Here is a 21,339-nt window from a genome sequence, read left to right as displayed (position 1 = left end):
ATAGAAATAAACAATTCGAACAAATAAAATTAGACAATCCTAACATTTTCATTTACAGGGACTTTAATTCCCTCTTTGGTTTGCATAATTTCACCTTCACTTTCAATTTTTTTCAAAACTCTGCTCACAACTTCTCTGGAAGTTCCCAGGCTGCTGGCGATTTCGCGGTGGGTAATCTTAATAGGATTGTTTCCTGTAGACGAAATCTGCTGCTTAATATAATTCAGAACCCGCTTATCCAATCTGTGGAAAACTGCATCATTGACCATATTCATGACTTCTGAAAATCTACGGTCATATTCATGATAAAAAAGTTTATTGATTTCCGGAAATCTGATGAGCCATTCATGCATTATCGAAACAGGGATCAGAATAGCTCTGGAGTCTTCCTCTGCGATGGCATAGACCCTGCTGATATAATCTGTAAGAATGGATGAGAAGGTCATCAGGCAGCTGTCTTTTGGCTTAATGTAGTAATAGATAAGTTCTCTTCCGTCATTAAGGGTAAAGACTTTGATAGAGCCCTTTATCAGGAACGGAACGAATTTATTTTTCTGGCCTTCTCTTATGATTTCAGTTTTTGCTTTTATATCAATGGTAACCGCATGCTTTTCAAGTTCCGATAAAAAATCAGCGCCCAAAAAACCAAATCTGCTTACAACGAACGAGTTATCAATCATATTTTATATTTTCTACTTTTTCTTAAACAAAGATATAAAATTGATATATCGTTAGTACTTATTTTTAAATTATTAAATAAAATTAACAATTCAAAAGCTAGATTTCGTTACTATTTTACAGAATCCAGAGCATGAAAAATGCCCTGATAAAAAATCAGAGCATTTTATTTCCAAGACAAGTTTTTGCGTGATAAAAACTGTTTTTAGAATCTGTATTTAACGTTGAACCCGTAGAAGAAATAGGCTTTTCCCGGTCCCGGATTAAGATCTGTATTTACACCTTTAGGATAACCATTGCCCGCATCAGAATCATTGATGCTGTTTCCTAAGAACAGGAAGGTGTAATTGATCTGGCTGGTAAGGTTATTCCCCATTACATACACATCAAGATCAAAATTATTAAAAGACTTTTTAAACCCTAGTTTTGAATTAAGCAGCCCAAATCCTTTTACCAGGTTTGCATTATTAAAGTCTGCGTACACATTTCCCAAATAATTATAGGTATTCACAAGATAAAAACCTGGTTGGGTAAAGATATCCAGTCCTACAGCGTATTTATTCCTTGGAACCCCTACTACTGTTTTGTGATCATAAGTATCCTTTCTTCCTCCCACGATGGTTGTAAAGTCTTTATACTTCGCATCATAATAAGACAGGTTTACAAAAGGAACGATTCTTTCAATAAAAGAATTTTCGGCTCTGTACTGATATCCTACACTAACTTCCAGTCCTGTATTTTTCTGACTTCCGGTATTGGTCCAATAGGTTTGTCCCGGAGCCGTACTGTTTGGAATGACGAGCTGTGTAAGTTTATCAGAGTAGTCGATTCTGAAAGCGGAAATACGGTAATCTAATTTTGTATTGAGTAAAAGCCCGTGTACACTGAAATCAACCATTCTTGCACGTTCAGGTTTTAAATCATCATTCGTAGTATTGGTAGCCGTAATAAATGAAGAGGCTGCGGTAGGAGAATTGTATCCTTCGCTATAGCTCAGATTAAAAATCTGATGTTTCCATTCTTTCTGTAATGCAAAATGCGGTGTATAGGCCATATCGTATTTTTTATTGAACGACTGGTCTTTACGGCCGGCAATGAGACCCGGTAAGGCATACAGATCTTTTCTGTCATAATTGGTTCTGTTCCCGCTTACACCGGCCAGCAAGGTAAGTCCCCATGGCTTATAGGTAAGATAATCAATAACAAAATAGGTGGATTGATTGTTATTGTACTTAAAATAAGAAGCTCCGGCCATCCCCGTTGTCTGTAAAGGTTCTGTTTCAGAGCCGGTAAAACGGTAACTTGAGGTAGTAGATACAGAATTCTGTATTTCGGCTCCAAAGTCTAATCTGTTTTCAAAGTCTTTAAAATCATTTTTTAAGGTAAAAGTGGAGCGTAATCCTACATTCGGAGCGCTTGTAATCCCATATGCTCCCGCAGAAACACTTTCTGTGTTTGCATTATAGTAAAACAAAGTTGTATAGTTTCTTAAATTGGAAGTAAGACTTACCGTATTGCTCAATCCTACTCTTGTTGATTTTATTTTTGTTCCTGAATTTTTTCTGATATAAGCAGGATTTCCATTATCAATACCTGCATAGTAGTCATCGTAGGAAATCTGCCCTGAAGTATGTTCATAGGAATATGCCTGACTTGCAAAGAAACTGAGCTGGTCTTTTTTGCTTAATTTCACTGTACCATTTAAATTGAAGAAGTTTTTCAGCCCTCCTCCGTTAGGCCTGTATCCGTCTGTTTCAAGATGCCCGTATGCTGCACTTACTGAGTAATTATCATCAGCAACATTCAGCTGTGTTCTTGACTGGAAGGTTTTGAAGGCACCGAACATTGCATTTTCTGAAACGGATGCTCCTTTTGTAAAATCAGGACGGGTATAGAAGCGAACAGCGCCGCCTACACCTCCTCCATACATGGTTGCTGCAGGTCCTTTAATCACTTCAACATTTGTCACGTAAGCAAAATCCACATCATCCAAAACCGTAATTCCCTCGGCATTGGTTAAAGGCATATTGTTCCAGTACGCCTTTACGCCCCAGTTATTAAATTTCTGATCATTTCCATACCCTCTCAGTACAAGTCTCTGTCCTCCGAAATTTGTTCTTTTATCTACCTGAAGGCCCGGCATTGTAGATAAAGTCTGATCTATCGCAGCAGGGTTATTTCTGTTAAGATCTTCTTCAGAGAGGGTTTCCACAGATTGTGCATGTCTTTTAAATTCTGCGCGTTCCTGTTTAATTTTTTTTCTTCCCAGAATATTGACTTCGTCAATTGATCCTTCCTGTGTTTGCTGGGCATGTGCAAGAGTACAGCCTAACAAAACTGCTATGCCTATATATTTTTTCATTATTTAATTTATTTACCATTAATATTACATTCCATTGTTCATAGTTTGCATTTCCGGTGGAGGAAAAATAATGGATAAATAATGAGTATTTTCCAGCTGATGAGAATGTCTGGAGATGGTTTCTGAATAATGATTTGAGAAAAAACAAAATTCTTTTCTATCAAAAGTGGCAAACGATCCCGGCATTTTAAACCTATTTTTACTGTGACCGGGAAGGTCTATCTTCAGCCGTAAATATGTTTTTTTGACAGCCAGTCTTTTTGAAAAGTCTAATAGAGAATTAATGATAATATCTTTCTTATCGATATAACAGAAAAAATATTTTTTCCCGTTGACTCTGCTTATTTTGATGACATCATATGAGTATCCGTGAAGGACAAATTCTTTTTCTTCTTTCCATACAGCATCTGCCATCTGTTTTTCAGAAAAACAGACCGTTTCGGATTTTTTGAAATTACTCTGTGCAATACAGTATTGTGTCTTTTCATACAGTTCTCTTTTAACGTGAGAAACTACAGAATACATCACATTGCTGAATAATATGATTACCGGTACAGAGAGAAAAATAAAGAGTAGTTTTTTATTCAAAGAATGAAAGATATTTAAGGGGCGGGTTCCTCAGCTGATTCTACAGCGGTAAATTTTGAAATACTTATTTTGTAAAGTGTCTGAGATCCTTTTATGGTATATTCTATCCAACTGTCTTTTGGATTGAGTTTTTGAGAAGCTGGCTTTTCTATAGGCGCTCCTGCCGGAGTATCTTCAATAAGCGTGTTCTCTTCATTATTTTTATAGGTAAGACTGCCTTTTACCGTTATTATATTTCCTGCATAACTTTGAGCAAACGGAATGGTATTTCCTTCTGCCCGTAAGGTTTTAACAGTAATAGCGCTGTTACTTTGTTTTCTCAGTTTAACGGTATATACCGCTCCTCTTACTCCTGCTCTTCCACCTGTCCATTCTGTTTTTTCTGCTGAGATCACAGATACTGTCTTATCCTGATATAAAGAGGATACCGGCATCCCGCAGGAAGCCAGCATCCAAAATATTATTAAATACAATTGATTATTCATATTTTAATCCTCATCACCTCCAGTACGTCCTAATACCAGGAAGTTACCGCTATATACGATTTCACCTTTAGATTCGGCTTTAAGTATATAGGTTCCAGGTACTAATTTCTGCCCAAACTCTTCATCAGACTTCACATTTTTCTTGCTGTATACAAGTCTGCCTGATCCATCAACAATGCTTATATCCACAGTGCTGTATTTATTCGTATCAAATCTGAGATGAGAAATTCCTTTAGACGGATTTGGATATATAATATTCAGATTTTTTTTAGATTTTGTTTCTGTTGTAGATAATGGAGTAACAGTATTCTGTGTTGTCCATGCTCCTCTCCCATAAGTAGAAACCAAAACAGTTTTGGTAGCAGGTCTGTAGTCTAAATTTGTAATTCTCACATTTCCTATATTTCCTGTTACAGAAGACCATTCCGGAGTAAGAGAAAGGAAATTAGTAGTTCCCCAAACTCCCATTTCTGTTCCTACCAGTACTTCATCCGGATTATCCGGGTTTCTAAGTACAGTTCTTACAGGCATATCAGGCAGGTTGCCTTCTTTGTTCTGCCATGTAGTTCCGCCATCTGTAGAATAGAAAACACTTGTGAGGTTATAGTTGGAGAAAGTGGTGATAATTTCATTTTCATTCGCTCCAAACTCAATATCAGATACGGTTCCTGTTACCGGTGAAGTTAATAATGTTGCCGCATAAGATGTAGTGTTGGCATTTGTTACCTTAAAAATTCTTCCCAGGTTGGTTCCGACAAAAAGGGTTGTGGAAGCTGTTGTGTAAGGAGAAACCTTCATCCAGGAAATCTGCTCTCCAGTTTGTGCGGTTCCTACTGTCACTGTATTGTTAGTAAATGATGTAGCGGTAGCAGAAAGTCCGGATGTTCTGAAAAGTGTAAGTCCGGAACGGTAAGAAAAGAAAACATCATTGATTCTGTCCAGAGCTATTTCGTTCACAAAGTGGCCTAAGCTTCTGTTAGCACTGGTTGAGATAAGATAATATGCATTATTTGTCAGTAAATAGTGGTTATTGTTCGTGTAGCTTGCAATTTCATAATTATCCTGATCATCATATTCAGTATACATTCCGTCTCCGCCTGTAGCAGATTGGGAAGTCAGGAAATTATTAGCCTGCGGCACACCATACAGCCACCATGATCCGTTATCCTGTGCTCCTGCTAATAATTCTTCGTCAGCAGGTGTTTTTACAGGGTTTAGCATTGCAGAATAAAACTGTGTAACATTATATCTGGTATTTCTTGCTGCAAATCCGCCCACGGTACCGATAGTTGCTTTATTAGCTGCATAATAGATTCCTCCGTCATTTCCAAACAACATCTGTCCTGTGGCATAGTTATTATAAGGATTGAATACAATTTCGTGCTGGTCTGCATGTACCTGTGAAACCTGCAACGCAGCCATATTGTTATTATTGGACCATTTTGAGATCTGTGTCCAGTTTGCTCCACCATTGGTAGATTTGTACAAATCAATACCGCCGATGTACAGTGTATTATCATCCTGAGGATCTGCTTCTATGATCAGATCATAAAAAGACTGTCCTCTTGTAAAGTCATTGGCCGGAATACTTGTATCAGTTGCAGTAGGTAACGTTACAACAGGAGCTGCATCATTGGTTGCCTGCCATGTTGTTCCTCCGTCTGCAGATTTTGCAATTCTGATGGGCTCTGCAGTACCCACTCCCTGCATAAATGCATATATTTTATTCGCATTTGTTTTAGAAAGCGTGAAGTTTACTCTTGAACCGCTGCTCCCTACATTATACATCTGATTAAAAGTATTTCCATCTGTAGATTTAAAGATTCTCCCTCCGGAATCGATGTTTGAAAAGCGGGAAGATCTTGTAGAAACCCAAACTGCATTATCCGCCCCTATTTCTATCTGCTGTATAGAGTATCCTGTTGTACTGGTAACACCGGTAGTGGTATTAAGAGCAAGTAAACTGCTGTTCTTGGTGAATGTGGTTCCGCCATCTGTAGATTTGTACAATCCGGCCTGGCTTAGCCCCTGCCATCCGTCATTAAAAGAAATTCCTACATAAGAACCGCTTACTCCGGCATATACTTCTGAAACACCATTATTATTTCTTACTTTGATGTCATTAATATAGAAATTACCGTTTCTTACTCCTGAAGAAGAATAGGTTACCGGAATGGTAAAGATCTGCGTCCAGGTTGTTCCTCCGTTTGTGGATTTCCATATTCCTGATCCTACAGCATCCGTAGTGGGAGCTTCTCCTGTTCCTACATAAAAAATCTGAGGGTTGTTAGGGTCATAAGTAATACTTGAAACAGAGGTATTGGCCCAGAATGTACTTAATGGCTGCCACTCGTTGGAAGCTACGGAAGGATCCTGATTGACCCACAGACCACCTGAAACACTTCCTGCAAATACTCTTTTCCCCGTAGGATCATTGGGATCATACATTATGGCTCTTGTTCTTCCCCCTACACTGTATGGGCCTCTTTCAATCCAGGGTTCGTTTACAATTTTACTTGTTGCTGAGGTATTTGGGCTGGAAATAAAAGACATCGGATGTGAAGCTTTGTATTTACCTGTTAAAATATCCTGGTTTACTTTTGCAAGTCCTTCAAAGTTGGTTCTCCCTGTAACGGGATCCATTGTTCGTTTATAATCCTCTTCATTATATAAATTAGGAGGTATTCCTGCTGCTTTTGATTTTTTATGAGCTTTTTTCAGATCTTTCTCATATTTTGCATACAGTTCCTGCAGATGCTTTTGATTTTCTTTAAGTGTATTTTGCTTTTGTGCATACACATGAACGCAGAGTAAGGCCGCTGCAATAGGGTAGAGTTTCATTCCATTCAAATTTTTACAAATTTAACCAAGTAAATTGATATTTTTTAACTAATTTGAATTAAGTATTATTAATTTATAACAAAAATTAACAAGAATATCACAAATTGAAATATTGATAATTTTTTACGCTATTTTGAAAAAAAATTATGAAATATGAAAAAAAATGAAAAAAGGAACAGAATAGTGAATTATTCCTGAATCAACATTGAACAAAAAATGCCCTGATAAAATCAGGGCATTCTTATTTTATTGTAAAAGAAATCTTACGCTTGAACGTTGTTTCCTCCTAATACGAAAGGCTCAACCTCTTTGATTTCTCCGAACTGCTGCTCGTAGTTAGCGATGTTCTGCTGAAGAGCGTTTAATACTCTTTTTGCATGAAGTGGAGCAAGAATTACTCTTGATCTTACTTTAGCCTGCTGAACACCTGGCATCAACTGAATAAAGTCTACTACAAATTCAGATGGAGAGTGGTTTACCAATGCAAGGTTAGCATAGATACCAGCAGCTACCATTTCGTTTAATTCGATGTTGATGTTTCCGTCTTGTGGATTTTGATTGTTGTCCATTGTTATAAATTATGTTTTTAAAATTCGAAATTTGAGATTGTGAAAATATAAAAATAAATTCAAATCCCAAATTTCAAATCATTAATTTTAGTTAAGGTCTTCGAATTCTTTCTTAGAACCTACAATAACGTTCTGATACTCCTTAAGACCTGTACCTGCAGGAATTCTGTGTCCTACAATTACATTTTCTTTAAGACCGTTAAGATCGTCTATTTTACCAGCAACTGCTGCTTCGTTAAGAACTTTAGTTGTTTCCTGGAACGATGCTGCAGACATGAATGATTTCGTCTGAAGTGCAGCTCTTGTAATACCTTGCAGTACTGGAGTTGCAGTAGCAGGAAGCGCTTCTCTTACTTCTACCAATGCTAAATCTTCACGCTTCAGCTTAGAGTTTTCGTCTCTTAATTCTCTTGCAGTAATCATCTGACCTGGTTGGAATTCTTTAGAATCACCAGCGTCTACTACTACTTTAAGACCGAATACTCTGTTGTTTTCTTCCAGGAAGTCATATTTATGCTCAAGAGCTCCTTCCAGGAATTGAGTATCACCTCCATCAACAATAGATACTTTCGTCATCATCTGTCTAACGATAATTTCGAAGTGCTTATCATCAATTTTTACACCCTGTAGACGGTAAACTTCCTGAATCTCATTTACTAAGTATTCCTGAACGGCAGTTGGACCTTTAATTCTTAAGATATCTTCCGGTGTGATAGAACCGTCAGAAAGTGGAGAACCTGCTCTTACGAAGTCATTCTCCTGAACAAGAATCTGGTTAGAAAGTTTTACCAGGTAAATTTTTCTTTCTCCGGTTTTAGCCTCAACAATAAGTTCACGGTTACCTCTCTTAATTTTTCCGTAAGAAACTACCCCGTCGATTTCAGTAACAACCGCTGGGTTTGAAGGGTTTCTTGCTTCGAATAATTCGGTAACTCTCGGAAGACCTCCGGTGATATCCCCTGCTTTTGCAGATTTTCTCGGGATTTTGATTAAGACTTTACCAGCCTTGATTTTTTCACCATCGTTAACCATTAAGTGGGCTCCTACCGGTAAGTTGTAAGCTTTTTGCTCAACTCCTTTAGAGTCTACCACTTTAAGGGTAGGTACTGCTTTCTTATTTCTAGATTCAGAGATTACTTTCTCTTCGAATCCTGTCTGTTCGTCAATTTCAAGCTGGAATGAAATACCCTGGATGATATCCTCGTATTCTACCTTACCTGAAGTTTCAGCAATGATAACCGCGTTATACGGATCCCATCTACAGATTGTATCTCCTTTCTTCACTTTATCACCTGGTTTTACAGATAATATAGATCCGTAAGGTACGTTAGCCACCATTAATGGAGTTCTGGACTCATTATCAGCAACTAATCTGAATTCTGTTGAACGGGAAACTACAACCTCAGCTGTATTACCGTTTTCATCTTCAGAAGTAATTGTTCTTACTTCATCCATTTCAACGATACCATCTCTTCTTGCAACGATAGATGGGTTTTCTGATACGTTTCCTGCAGTACCCCCCTGGTGGAAAGTTCTCAACGTAAGCTGAGTACCTGGTTCCCCAATAGACTGTGCTGCAATTACACCTACCGCTTCACCCATATGGATCACTTTACCTGTTGCCAAGTTTCTACCGTAACATTTCGCACAGATACCTTTCTTAGCTTCACAAGTTAATGGTGAACGAACCTCCACAGCTTCTAATCCTGCTTCTTCGATTCTCTTCGCCAATGATTCAATGATCACCTGATCTGCACTTGCAATAAGCTCGTCAGTTTCAGGATCGTAAATATTATGAAGGGATACTCTACCTAAGATTCTTTCAGAGATTCTTTCAACAATCTCGTCATTTTTCTTAAGTGCAGTAACTTCTGTACCTCTCAATGTTCCACAGTCGTCTTCTGTAACGATAACGTCCTGCGCAACGTCTACCAATCTTCTCGTTAAGTACCCGGCATCGGCTGTCTTAAGAGCGGTATCCGCAAGACCTTTACGGGCACCGTGGGTAGAGATAAAGTACTCTAGAATCGAAAGACCTTCCTTAAAGTTGGCAAGGATCGGGTTTTCGATGATCTCCGCTCCGGTAGAACCGGCTTTCTGCGGTTTTGCCATCAAACCTCTCATCCCTGATAACTGACGGATCTGTTCTTTAGAACCCCTCGCTCCAGAGTCAAGCATCATGTATACAGAGTTGAAACCACCTTGGTCAGTTTTCATTCTGCTCATGATCATTTCAGTTAATCCGGCGTTGGTATTGGTCCAAACGTCGATTACCTGGTTATAACGTTCTGTATCGGTAATTAGACCCATGTTATAGTTAGCTCTAATTTCGTCTACAGTTTCGATTGATTGTGCAATCATCTGTTTTTTCTCAACAGGAACTACGATATCTCCCAATGAGAAAGAAAGACCTCCTTTGAATGCATTTGAATACCCTAAGTCTTTCATTGCATCAAGGAACTTCACAGTAGTAGGGAAATCTGTATCTGCAAGGATCTTACCGATAACGTTTCTCAATGATTTTTTCGTAAGAAGCTCATTGATATATCCTACCTGCTTAGGTACAATCTGGTTGAATAGAATTCTACCTACAGAAGTTTCGATCAATCTTGTAACGATTTCTCCATCTTCTTTGATAGGGAGTCTACATCTTACTTTAGCATTTAAAGATACTCTACCTTCAGCGTAAGCAATTTCTGCTTCTTCAGGAGAATAGAATGCAAGACCTTCTCCTTTTACTTTCATGGTCTCAGTAGAGCTTAATTCTTTAGTCATGAAATAAAGACCAAGAACCATGTCCTGAGATGGTACTGTAATTGGAGAACCGTTTGCAGGGTTCAAGATGTTCTGAGAACCTAGCATCAATAGCTGAGCTTCAAGGATCGCTTCTGGTCCTAACGGTAAGTGTACCGCCATCTGGTCACCATCGAAATCGGCATTGAAGGCCGTAGTTACTAATGGGTGCAGCTGGATTGCCTTACCTTCGATCATCTTAGGCTGGAAAGCCTGGATACCCAGTCTGTGAAGCGTAGGTGCTCTGTTCAGTAGAACAGGGTGGCCTTTCATCACGTTTTCAAGGATATCATATACTACTGGTTCTTTTCTGTCGATAATTCTCTTTGCAGATTTTACTGTTTTTACAATACCTCTTTCAATTAGTTTTCTAATGATGAATGGTTTGTAAAGTTCAGCTGCCATATCTTTAGGAATACCACATTCGTGAAGCTGTAAGTTTGGACCTACAACAATTACCGAACGCGCAGAGTAGTCAACCCTTTTCCCTAGTAGGTTCTGACGGAAACGACCCTGCTTACCTTTCAATGAATCAGAAAGTGATTTCAATGGTCTGTTTGATTCAGATTTTACTGCAGAAGATTTTCTTGTGTTATCGAACAATGAATCTACTGATTCCTGAAGCATACGCTTCTCGTTTCTTAAGATTACTTCAGGAGCTTTGATCTCCAATAATCTCTTCAAACGGTTATTTCTGATAATAACTCTTCTGTAAAGGTCATTTAAGTCAGAAGTTGCGAAACGTCCTCCATCCAATGGAACCAATGGTCTCAGTTCTGGTGGGATAACAGGAAGCACACGCATAATCATCCACTCCGGCCTGTTGATCATTCTTGTATTAGCACCTCTTAATGCTTCTACAACGTTCAATCTCTTAAGAGCTTCAGTTCTTCTTTGTTTTGAACCTTCGTTGTGAGCTTTGTGTCTCAAGTCGAAAGACAATGCATCCAGATCAATTCTTTTTAACAGATCTTCTACTGCTTCAGCACCCATTCTGGCGATGAATTTGTTCGGATCAGAATCATCAAGATACTGGTTTTCTACAGGAAGAGTTTCCATGATATCAAGGTACTCTTCTTCTGTAAGGAACTCCATGCTTTCAAAATCAGAACCGTCTAATTTTTTAGCAATACCCTGCTGAATCACTACATATCTTTCGTAGTAGATGATCATGTCTAATTTCTTAGAAGGAATTCCTAAAAGGTATCCGATTTTGTTTGGTAAAGAACGGAAATACCAGATGTGTGCAATTGGAACTACCAGGTTGATGTGTCCGATTCTCTCTCTTCTTACTTTTTTCTCAGTAACTTCTACTCCACAACGGTCACAAACGATCCCTTTGTAACGAATTCTCTTGTATTTACCACAAGCACATTCGTAATCCTTTACAGGACCAAAGATTTTCTCACAGAATAGCCCGTCTCTTTCAGGCTTGTGAGTTCTGTAGTTAATAGTTTCCGGTTTTAACACTTCTCCTCTTGAGTCCTGTAAAATAGACTCCGGTGAAGCTAAACCGATGGTTATTTTATTAAATCTACTTGATTTATTTTTATTTGACATAATTTTTTTAGATTTTAGATTTCAGATTTCAGATTTCAGACGAAATCATCATTCCAAATTCAAGGATTATAAAATTTTTAGAGTGCCATAGTCTGACATCTTGTGTCTGACATCTGATATCTTACTCTTCCAATCTTACGTCTAATCCAAGACCTTGTAACTCGTGAAGTAATACATTGAATGATTCCGGAATACCTGGTTCAGGCATAGATTCACCTTTTGCAATGGCTTCATAAGTTTTTGCTCTACCAATCACGTCATCCGACTTCACAGTAAGGATCTCTCTAAGAATATTCGATGCACCGAATGCTTCAAGTGCCCAAACCTCCATCTCTCCGAATCTCTGACCTCCGAACTGAGCTTTACCTCCTAACGGCTGCTGAGTAATCAATGAGTAAGGACCAATAGAACGTGCGTGCATTTTATCATCTACCATGTGTCCCAGTTTCAGCATATAAATAATACCTACTGTGGCAGCCTGAGTAAATCTTTCTCCGGTACCTCCATCATAAAGGTAAGTGTGACCGAATTTAGGAAGACCCGCTTTATCAGTATATTCAGTAATCTGATCAAGGCTTGCTCCGTCGAAGATTGGCGTAGCGAACTTCAGTCCTAATTTTTTACCAGCCCATCCAAGAACGGTTTCATAGATCTGACCAATGTTCATACGGGAAGGTACCCCTAGTGGATTCAATACGATATCTACCGGTGTTCCGTCTTCAAGGAATGGCATATCTTCTTCACGAACGATTCTTGAAACGATACCTTTGTTACCGTGACGTCCTGCCATTTTATCTCCTACATTCAGTTTACGTTTCTTAGCGATGTAAACTTTGGCCAGCTTCATGATTCCTGCCGGAAGCTCATCTCCGATTGAAATAGCAAATTTCTCACGGTTTTTAACTCCCTGGATGTCGTTATACTTAATTTTGTAATTGTGAATCAATTGTTTGATCAATTCATTCTTGTCAGCGTCTACTGTCCAGTCTGAACCGCTAACGTTTACATAATCTTCAACTGAAGTTAATAACTTGTGAGTAAATTTCACCCCTTTACCGATGATCTCTTCGTCAAGGTCATTATGTACCCCCTGAGAAGTTTTACCGCTTACCAGTGTGTTTAATTTTTCAATTAATGTATTTCTCAGCTCGTCAAACTTAGCCTTGTAAGTGTTTTCAATTTCTTCAAGTTTAAGTTTTTCTTCAGTTCTCTTCTTTTTGTCTTTAATGTTTCTTGAGAACAATTTCTTGTTGATAACCACTCCTCTTAGTGAAGAGTCAGCTTTTAATGAAGCATCTTTCACATCACCTGCTTTATCACCGAAGATTGCTCTAAGAAGTTTTTCTTCAGGAGTTGGGTCAGATTCACCTTTTGGAGTAATTTTACCAATCATGATATCTCCAGGCTTCACTTCTGCACCAATTCTGATCATACCGTTCTCGTCAAGATCTTTAGTAGCTTCTTCAGATACGTTTGGAATATCCGCGGTTAGTTCTTCCATACCTAATTTGGTATCACGAACTTCAAGAGAATATTCATCTACGTGGATTGAAGTAAACCAGTCTTCACGTACAACTTTTTCATTGATTACGATTGCATCCTCAAAGTTGTATCCTTTCCAAGGCATGAACGCTACCACTAAGTTTCTACCAAGAGCTAATTCCCCTTTTTCTGTAGCATAACCGTCGCAAAGTACCTGTCCTTTTTCCACTACATCACCTACTCTTACGTTTGGTCTTAGGGTAATGGTTGTACTCTGGTTGGTTTTTCTGAACTTAGTAAGGTTATATGTTTTAGTAGCAGACTCAAATTGTACTAAATCCTCGTCTTCGCTTCTTTCGTATTTAATAACGATTCTGTCAGCATCTACGTACTGTACTGTACCTGTACCTTCAGCGTTAATTAAAATTCTTGAATCTCTTGCAACCTGCTGCTCAAGCCCTGTACCAACGATTGGAGCCTGCGGCTTCAATAGAGGAACGGCCTGACGCATCATGTTAGATCCCATCAACGCACGGTTCGCATCATCATGCTCAAGGAACGGAATTAATGAAGCAGAAATACCAGAGATCTGGTTAGGTGCAACATCAATAAGGTTAACCTGAGATGGCTCTACTACCGGGTAATCACCATCTAATCTTGCAATAATTCTGTCTGTTAAGAAATCACCGTTATCACTCAATTCAACGTTTGCCTGAGCAATTACTTTGTCTTCTTCGTCTTCTGCATTAAGGTAAATAGGATCAGCATTAAGATCAATCTTACTGTCTTCTACTTTTCTATATGGAGTTTCGATGAAACCAAGTCTGTTGATTTTAGCATAAATACCCAGAGAGGAGATCAAACCGATGTTTGGTCCTTCCGGAGTTTCAATCGGACAGATTCTTCCGTAGTGAGTATGGTGAACGTCTCGAACCTCGAAACCTGCTCTTTCTCTTGATAAACCACCAGGTCCCAGTGCAGATAATCTTCTCTTGTGAGTAATTTCTGACAGAGGGTTGGTTTGGTCCATGAACTGAGAAAGCTGGTTGGTACCAAAGAATGAGTTGATTACAGAAGTTAATGTCTTTGCGTTAACAAGGTCAAGCGGAGTAAAGATTTCGTTATCTCTAACGTTCATTCTCTCCTTAATTGTTCTTGCAATTCTTGAAAGACCTACTCCGAACTGTCCTGCCAATTGCTCACCAACAGTTTTAATTCTTCTGTTTGATAAGTGGTCGATATCATCAACCTCAGCTTTAGAGTTTACAAGCTCGATCAGGTGTCTTACAATAGCAATGATATCTTCTTTTGTAAGAACCTCAGTTGTTGTAGGGATGTTAAGGCCTAGTTTTTTATTCAGTCTGTAACGTCCTACTTCACCTAATGAATATCTTTGCTCAGAGAAGAATAATTTTTCAATGATTCCTCTTGCAGTTTCCTCATCTGGCGGATCTGCATTTCTTAACTGACGGTAAATATACTCTACTGCTTCTTTTTCAGAGTTAGTAGGGTCTTTTTGTAATGTATTCTGGATGATAGAGAATTCGTTGCTGTTTTCTTTGTGAATCAGGATTGATTTCACACCAGCATCCAGGATAAGATCTAAGTGTTCTTTTTCAAGGATTGTTTCTCTATCCAGGATGATCTCATTTCTTTCGATAGAAACTACCTCACCTGTATCTTCGTCTACGAAATCTTCGAACCAAGTGTTCAATACTCTCGCAGCCAATGTTCTCCCTTCTACTTTTTTAAGCGCAGCTTTAGAAACTTTCACTTCTTCAGCAAGGTCGAAGATCTGAAGGATATCCTTATCAGATTCATAACCGATAGCTCTTAATAAAGTTGTTAATGGTAATTTTTTCTTACGGTCGATATACGCGTACATTACGCTGTTGATATCTGTTGTAAATTCCATCCAAGATCCTTTGAAAGGAATAATTCTTGAATAGTAAAGTTTAGTTCCGTTCGCGTGGTAAGTCTGTCCGAAGAATACACCAGGTGAACGGTGAAGCTGCGTAACAATAACTCTCTCAGCACCATTGATGATGAAAGAACCACTTGGCGTCATATAAGGAACCGGACCTAAGTATACATCCTGAACCACAGTTTGGAAATCTTCGTGTTCCGGGTCAGTACAATACAGTTTAAGTCTAGCTTTTAGAGGAACTGAATAAGTAAGTCCTCTTTCCACACACTCATCAATTGAATAACGTGGAGAATCTACCAGATAGTCCAGGAATTCTAATACGAATTGGTTTCTTGAATCCGTAATTGGGAAATTCTCTTGGAAAGTCTTGTAAAGAGCTTCTGTCTTTCTGGCTTCAGGAAGTGTATCAAGCTGGAAAAATTCTCTGAAAGACTCAATTTGGATATCCAAAAAGTCTGGAGTGATGATTTTTCCTTTCGCTGATGAGAAATTAATTCTCGGATTTCCTTGAGTTGTTGATTTTGTTTTACTCATAAAACTTTTAAGAAAGGGTTAAAAAATATTTTGATTCATTAAAAAATATCAGAAAAGAATAAATAACAAAATAAAAGTAAGGTAAAAGTGTTTTTGGCGCTCACGAAGGACCTTAGACTCTTTTAAACTGTGTACTTGGTTCTTTCTAACTGCAACACTGGTATATCTTTTCACAGCGTAATGCAAAATATTTTTATTACTTTTGAGGCTATATTACCGCAATATCTATAAACACGAAATCCCTTCCATGTTTATCACAATGAAAGAGTTGATTTTCAGTATTTTATAAATTTACAAACAATTTTTCGCGCCAAAAGAGGGGCAAAGATACAAAAAGTTATCCACAAAAACAAATAAATCATCTCATTTTGAGACTCTTAAAATAAGAGAGACTGCCCCAATATGAGCAGCCTCTCCACAACACAAGCTAATCTTATGATTATTTCACAATAACCTTATAAGATTTTATCGTCGATTGAGTTTCTATCTTAATAATATACACCCCAGTTGGAAGTGAAGATGTATCAATACCTGTATGTGCATTGAACTTATCTGTTTTAACTACCTGTCCCTGCGCTGAGAACAATGTATACACGCCTTCTTCTGCAGATGTAATTCTAAGGTTTTCTCCAGCTTTTACAGGATTCGGATATACTTTTATGTCATTTGCTACTTCTGTAATATCTGCTGCTGCAATTTTTGCGGCATTGGATGCATTTTTCAGCAATGAAGCATAGGGTGAAAGCGGCGAATCCGGAGCTCCTCTTTTCACAAGATCTGTATCTACTACAGCCTGAATACCGTCTTTATCTTTATCATCAATCGTGGAGATAAATCCTCCTCCTAAGGTATCAAGGTTGGCTTTTCCTATTTTATAAAGGTCAAGATCCGAACCGTTGGAAGTAATATCCAGGAAGTCCGGCTTATCATCACCGTCTGTATTTTTAATTGAATATTTCAATACTCCTGAATCTGGAGAAGTTTCCAGAATATCTGCAATTCCGTTTTTACCTACCGGCACATTGGCATCAATAATACCGTTATGATCTGCGTCAATCTGATTGATTACTGAGTTGGGAATTCCAGATTCGAATAAATCCAGGATACCGTCATTATCAGAATCAAGATCAAGATAATTCGGTACAGAATCACCCAGCACCGGCGTTATCAGGATATCTCCCTCATTATCATCATCCTGGAATTTACCATTTTTGTCAAAATCTTCTATAGCATCCGGAATGCCATCGTTATCAGAATCAAGATCACAGGCATCTACAATTCCATCGCCATCTGTATCTAATGCAGGTGATTTGTCGTTTACTGCTGTACATCCTTCCGCGCAGTCAGGAATTCCGTTTCCGTTATTATCTATACTGTCATCACCTCCCTGGCACTGATCGAAGCAGTTCGGAACACCGTCATTATCATCATCTCTGCTCGCAAAAGCATTATAGATATAGTAATTTTGAGGAATACGAATTGCTGTTCCACTGTTGAAAGTGATTTTAATACGGTTAAAAGGTTTTGTAGCCTTTCCTCCAACATAGAATTTATTAGAATTTGTGGTGAAGAAATTCCCGCTGATAAGACTTCCTGAACTGGTGAAGGTATCTGTCAAGACATTTCCGTTATACAATGTTACAGTAATATTTTCCAGAACACTTACTCCCAGAAGATTTCCTGCTTTTTCTACAGTAAATCCGGCCATTGTATTAGCGGGAAGTACAGCGTTAGTTCCTACGGTTGCAAATGCTGAGAAAAGACTGAAAATGGAGGCTGCCGGAACAGTAGCTGTTGCATAGTTAGACGGGTTATTATCCACAATAGCTTCCGGATTTGTCATTTTAGCCAGTATAAGACCTAGAAATCCCGGGCCTGAGGTCCATGTAGTACCTGTCACCAAATTTCCTGGTACCGAAGAACCGCTGGTCTGGATTTTATCATCACATTCACAGGTAACAGGCTCTTCAAAAGCGTAATATACTTTTAAGGCTCCTAAATTAAACCCTACGGTTTGGGTAATTTTTAATCTTACTTCGTTGAAAGGCTTGGTAGTTGTTAGGGTAACTTTTTGTTTTCCTGATCCGTATCCCAATACTTTAATATTAATCAGGCCTCCTCCATCGGATAATTGTTTTGAATCCTGAAGCTGCCCGAAAAGATAAGTTTCTATCGTCATATTTTTCAGGAATTCTGCACTTAACAATTTCCCCTGATCGTCCGGTTCAATAACAAATCCTGTTCTGTTTCCTGCAGGATATGTTTGATTTTTATCAAGCACTCCCACTGAGTAGGATCCTAATAATCCTACAGGAAGAACTATTGATCCGTAAGAGTTTTTGTTTCCGTCACCAATTCTTTCTTTATTCTGAACATAAGAAAGCGGAGCAAGGAAACTGCTGCTTCCTGATACATTGCCATCCACACCGCTTCCGGCAATAATGTCATCACAAATCCCATTGTTATCCGTTGGTACTTTTGCAGGATCAAATGCAAATGCATAATATACATTCATTGCACTGAATACGGAAAGAACATTGGTTTGATACAATCTTACTTCATCAAATTCTTTTGATGTTTTGAAGTGCAGGAATATTCTGTTTTTGCTTCCCCCGAATGCAGGTACTGATAAAAGTGTACTGCTGGTCGTTGTTTCCTGAAGTATTCCATTCTTATAAGTACTGATTCTCAAAGAGCTCAACAGATCAACGGTAATAAAACTTGTTCCAAGATCTACATTGAATCCGGTAATATATCCCGCAGGATAGGCTGTATTTTTATTTTTGACAGAGATTCCGTTTCCACTTAAAAGGGAAGCGAAATTTCCCATACTTACACTGTTATCAAGACTGGCGTCCACTACAGGGTTCATACTTCCGTTATAGCATGCAAGACAGATCCCTGAATTGTTTACAGGCTTTGCTTCTACACCCATTCCACGGATAGGCTCATAGCCCTGCTGCGCAAATACTACGGCAGACATCATCAGTGTCATAAGCATTGCAGCCAGCTTTTCGAATAATTTTCTGGTCATTTTTTATTTTTTTAAGGTTTGTGTTTATTTTTATTGAATTAGTAAAGTGCTTTCCAGTTGGTTCCATTGCAGCCTTCATGCACTCTCGTAGATGCGTTATACCGGATTGCACCTTCTTCAGCTGTTGTACAAGCTGCGTTGGCTCCGGAAGCAATTCCTTTCATCTGGATCGCAGCACCTGTAGATGTAGCTGCTGTAGGAGCCATATTGATTCCTAAGATGGTATCTGTTCCATTACCTTTATTCAAGAAAACATGCTCCTTGTTGGCATACACCAGCTGCCCAGCAGCTGCCTGCCCGGAAAATCCTATTGCAAAAGCTTCTGTACCGGTAGCTGTATTGGCAGAACCTACAGCAATATTGTTCAGTGAGGTTGTATTTCCACTTCCAATGGCAATTCCACCACTATTGTTATGATTATTCCCAATAGTAAGCCCCGCAATTCCTGTTACCGTATTAAGGTTTCCAAAAACCAGATTATTGGCACCCGTAGCGCTGTTGTTATTTCCTATTACTTTAGCCCCATTATTGGCCGTGTTATTTAGTCCAATAGCTACAGCCGGAAAGTTCCCCTGCGCAGAAACCGTATTGTCTTTTCCCAATGCAACGTTGGAGGAGGTACTGTTGGTAAGGGTATTATTGGAACCCCACGTAAATGAAGCGAAAGAACCCGAAGCAGAATTAGCATTTCCTCCCTGTAAAGTTCCATTAATGTCTAAAACTCCTTTTACATTTTTTTGAGTTGCCAGAACTAAGTTCTGACTGTCATTGGTCCCTAAATAATTTCCGGTTCCAATATCTGTTCCTAAAGCCGCCGTTGCAGCTGCTGTACCGGTATTCCCTGTTATCCGCCAGCTTCCGCCCAGGCTTCCCCATTTGGTTCCGTCAAAATAATAGTATCCCGGTGATATCACGTCCACAGTTTGTCCTGTAGGCGAAGCTTCAATTGCTGTAACATATACAATTGCACCGGTTTGTGCTGCACTATAGTTTTTTGCTTTCAGTTGTACTCCAGTAAGCCTTGGCGCTATTACCCCGTCCAGTTTACTTGTATTAGAAGGTGATCCTACGACATCAAGTGTTGCCTGCGCTTGCGAAGTATTAATCCCTACCTGAGCGAACGTGGTCAAACCAGATGATAAAAGAGCGATGGTTAATAATTTGTTTTTCATTTCTAATGATATTTGCTGTTTTTTTATGTTGATGTGTTTATTTTAAAAGGACAAATCCAGGACACTCTCATTCAAATCATAAATGAAATAACAGGTTGTACTGTAAGAGTTTCCAAAATTGTAAGAAATATTACTAAATAAGGGAATGCATCAGCTTATCAGGAATCTTAACAATAAACTTAAAACCGTCAATGAGTTTAACGGAATTGTTATAGAGCTTTTTGACCTCTTCCAATAACGGGAAAATATCTGATGGGGAAATCAGGGACAGATTGTTCCGTCTATTTTGAATGGTGACTAATTTGCTCTCTCTTTGGAGAAGCTTCTGCAGATGACTATTATTAAAGAAATTAAGTGGACAGCCACAATTTTTGAAATAGAGAGAATGGGCTTTATTCTGAACAGCACTTGTTTTGCTTACGGCATACAGGTTTTGATTATCTGCATCAGAAAATAAATAAATAGAAACATCAGCCGAGCACCGTTGCAGATGATTATTAATATCTGTTGCACATGATAACGCAGGTTTCGTCATCACAGATACAAGCTTAGCATTTATTTTTCCTACAGCCGCCAAAAGCAATAGAAGCGTTATCTTATGGCCGTAGGAAAGAAAGTAATTTCTATCCAATTATGTTGTGTTTTTTCACTGCAAATATAATATATTTTCAATCAAAACAATACTTTATTAATAAAAACATACATAAATAACGCATAAGACAAAAATATCAACACAATATTATGTTAATTTATATCAAATAATCAATCATAATAAAATACAATATAAGATGATTTAATAATAACACAATACCATTATAAATTAAACTACGGATTTACAAAGACTTACATACAAAAAAAGAGCCCGGGCAGATGCCCGGGCTCCTATATTTATATACAATTGAAATTATTTCAATTCTACTTCAGCACCAGCTTCTTCTAATTGCTTCTTAAGAGCTTCAGCTTCGTCTTTAGATACACCTTGCTTGATTGGAGCAGGAGCACCGTCTACGATATCTTTAGCTTCTTTAAGACCAGCACCAGTTAAATCTTTTACTAATTTAACGATAGCTAATTTAGAAGCACCTGCAGACTTAAGAATTACATCGAATTCAGTCTTTTCTTCAGCAGCTTCACCTGCTCCACCTGCAGCAACTACTACAGCAGCAGCAGCTGGCTCAATTCCGTACTCATCCTTAAGGATAGCAGCTAATTCGTTTACGTCTTTTACAGTTAGGTTTACTAGCGTTTCAGCTAAATTTTTTAAATCTGACATTGTTGTAATGTTTTTGTTGATTATTTATTTAATTTTTTGAG

Annotated in this window: 12 protein-coding genes; all 12 read right to left on the bottom strand. The window is 38.4% G+C overall.

Annotation, left to right across the window (positions count from 1 at the left end):
• Nucleotides 1–29: 29 nt before the first annotated feature.
• Complete coding sequence (locus BLW74_RS01140; RefSeq protein WP_089689636.1) at nt 30–680, bottom strand: Crp/Fnr family transcriptional regulator; 651 nt, start codon at nt 678–680, stop codon at nt 30–32.
• A 203-nt stretch (nt 681–883) separates the two neighbouring features.
• Complete coding sequence (locus tag BLW74_RS01135) at nt 884–3,040, bottom strand: TonB-dependent receptor (RefSeq protein WP_089689635.1); 2,157 nt, start codon at nt 3,038–3,040, stop codon at nt 884–886.
• Between the two features lie 24 nt (nt 3,041–3,064).
• Nucleotides 3,065–3,628 carry a hypothetical protein gene (locus tag BLW74_RS01130; RefSeq protein WP_139265675.1) on the bottom strand — a complete coding sequence of 188 codons (564 nt, stop codon included), beginning with the start codon at nt 3,626–3,628 and terminating at the stop codon, nt 3,065–3,067.
• A gap of 14 nt (nt 3,629–3,642) precedes the next feature.
• Nucleotides 3,643–4,113, bottom strand: a complete 471-nt coding sequence (locus tag BLW74_RS01125; RefSeq protein ID WP_139265674.1) for a hypothetical protein — start codon at nt 4,111–4,113, stop codon at nt 3,643–3,645.
• A gap of 3 nt (nt 4,114–4,116) precedes the next feature.
• Entirely contained in the window at nt 4,117–6,954 is a 2,838-nt protein-coding gene (locus BLW74_RS01120) for a T9SS type A sorting domain-containing protein (RefSeq protein ID WP_089689632.1), read from the bottom strand.
• Between the two features lie 263 nt (nt 6,955–7,217).
• A complete protein-coding gene (locus BLW74_RS01115; protein WP_002976436.1) occupies nt 7,218–7,523 on the bottom strand; it encodes a DUF3467 domain-containing protein in 306 nt (101 codons plus the stop codon).
• An 87-nt stretch (nt 7,524–7,610) separates the two neighbouring features.
• Complete coding sequence (rpoC, locus tag BLW74_RS01110; protein ID WP_089689631.1) at nt 7,611–11,876, bottom strand: DNA-directed RNA polymerase subunit beta'; 4,266 nt, start codon at nt 11,874–11,876, stop codon at nt 7,611–7,613.
• Between the two features lie 121 nt (nt 11,877–11,997).
• Nucleotides 11,998–15,819: a DNA-directed RNA polymerase subunit beta gene (rpoB, locus tag BLW74_RS01105; RefSeq protein WP_089689630.1), complete on the bottom strand. Its 3,822-nt coding sequence runs from the start codon at nt 15,817–15,819 to the stop codon at nt 11,998–12,000.
• Nucleotides 15,820–16,258: 439 nt separating this feature from the next.
• Nucleotides 16,259–18,853, bottom strand: coding sequence for a T9SS type A sorting domain-containing protein (locus tag BLW74_RS01100; RefSeq protein ID WP_089689629.1), 2,595 nt, complete (start codon nt 18,851–18,853; stop codon nt 16,259–16,261).
• Nucleotides 18,854–18,891: 38 nt separating this feature from the next.
• A complete protein-coding gene (locus BLW74_RS01095) occupies nt 18,892–20,025 on the bottom strand; it encodes a hypothetical protein (protein WP_089689628.1) in 1,134 nt (377 codons plus the stop codon).
• 133 nt (nt 20,026–20,158) lie between these two features.
• Nucleotides 20,159–20,656 (bottom strand): hypothetical protein, encoded by a 498-nt coding sequence (locus tag BLW74_RS01090; protein ID WP_089689627.1) that lies wholly within the window; start codon nt 20,654–20,656, stop codon nt 20,159–20,161.
• Nucleotides 20,657–20,929: 273 nt separating this feature from the next.
• Entirely contained in the window at nt 20,930–21,298 is a 369-nt protein-coding gene (gene rplL, locus BLW74_RS01085) for a 50S ribosomal protein L7/L12 (protein WP_076781873.1), read from the bottom strand.
• Nucleotides 21,299–21,339 lie beyond the last annotated feature (41 nt).

This window comes from Chryseobacterium culicis, assembly GCF_900108365.1.
Classification (GTDB): Bacteria; Bacteroidota; Bacteroidia; order Flavobacteriales; family Weeksellaceae; genus Chryseobacterium; species Chryseobacterium culicis.
This window is presented reverse-complemented; position numbering and strand designations above follow the sequence as displayed.

Bases quoted from the DNA above. Each gene is read 5' to 3' on its own strand.
- BLW74_RS01140 (WP_089689636.1), bottom strand. From the start codon at position 680: ATGATTGATAACTCGTTCGTTGTAAGCAGATTTGGTTTTTTGGGCGCT.
- BLW74_RS01135 (WP_089689635.1), bottom strand. From the start codon at position 3,040: ATGAAAAAATATATAGGCATAGCAGTTTTGTTAGGCTGTACTCTTGCA.
- BLW74_RS01125 (WP_139265674.1), bottom strand. From the start codon at position 4,113: ATGAATAATCAATTGTATTTAATAATATTTTGGATGCTGGCTTCCTGC.
- BLW74_RS01120 (WP_089689632.1), bottom strand. From the start codon at position 6,954: ATGAAACTCTACCCTATTGCAGCGGCCTTACTCTGCGTTCATGTGTAT.
- BLW74_RS01115 (WP_002976436.1), bottom strand. From the start codon at position 7,523: ATGGACAACAATCAAAATCCACAAGACGGAAACATCAACATCGAATTA.
- rpoC (WP_089689631.1), bottom strand. From the start codon at position 11,876: ATGTCAAATAAAAATAAATCAAGTAGATTTAATAAAATAACCATCGGT.
- rpoB (WP_089689630.1), bottom strand. From the start codon at position 15,819: ATGAGTAAAACAAAATCAACAACTCAAGGAAATCCGAGAATTAATTTC.
- BLW74_RS01100 (WP_089689629.1), bottom strand. From the start codon at position 18,853: ATGACCAGAAAATTATTCGAAAAGCTGGCTGCAATGCTTATGACACTG.
- BLW74_RS01095 (WP_089689628.1), bottom strand. From the start codon at position 20,025: ATGAAAAACAAATTATTAACCATCGCTCTTTTATCATCTGGTTTGACC.
- rplL (WP_076781873.1), bottom strand. From the start codon at position 21,298: ATGTCAGATTTAAAAAATTTAGCTGAAACGCTAGTAAACCTAACTGTA.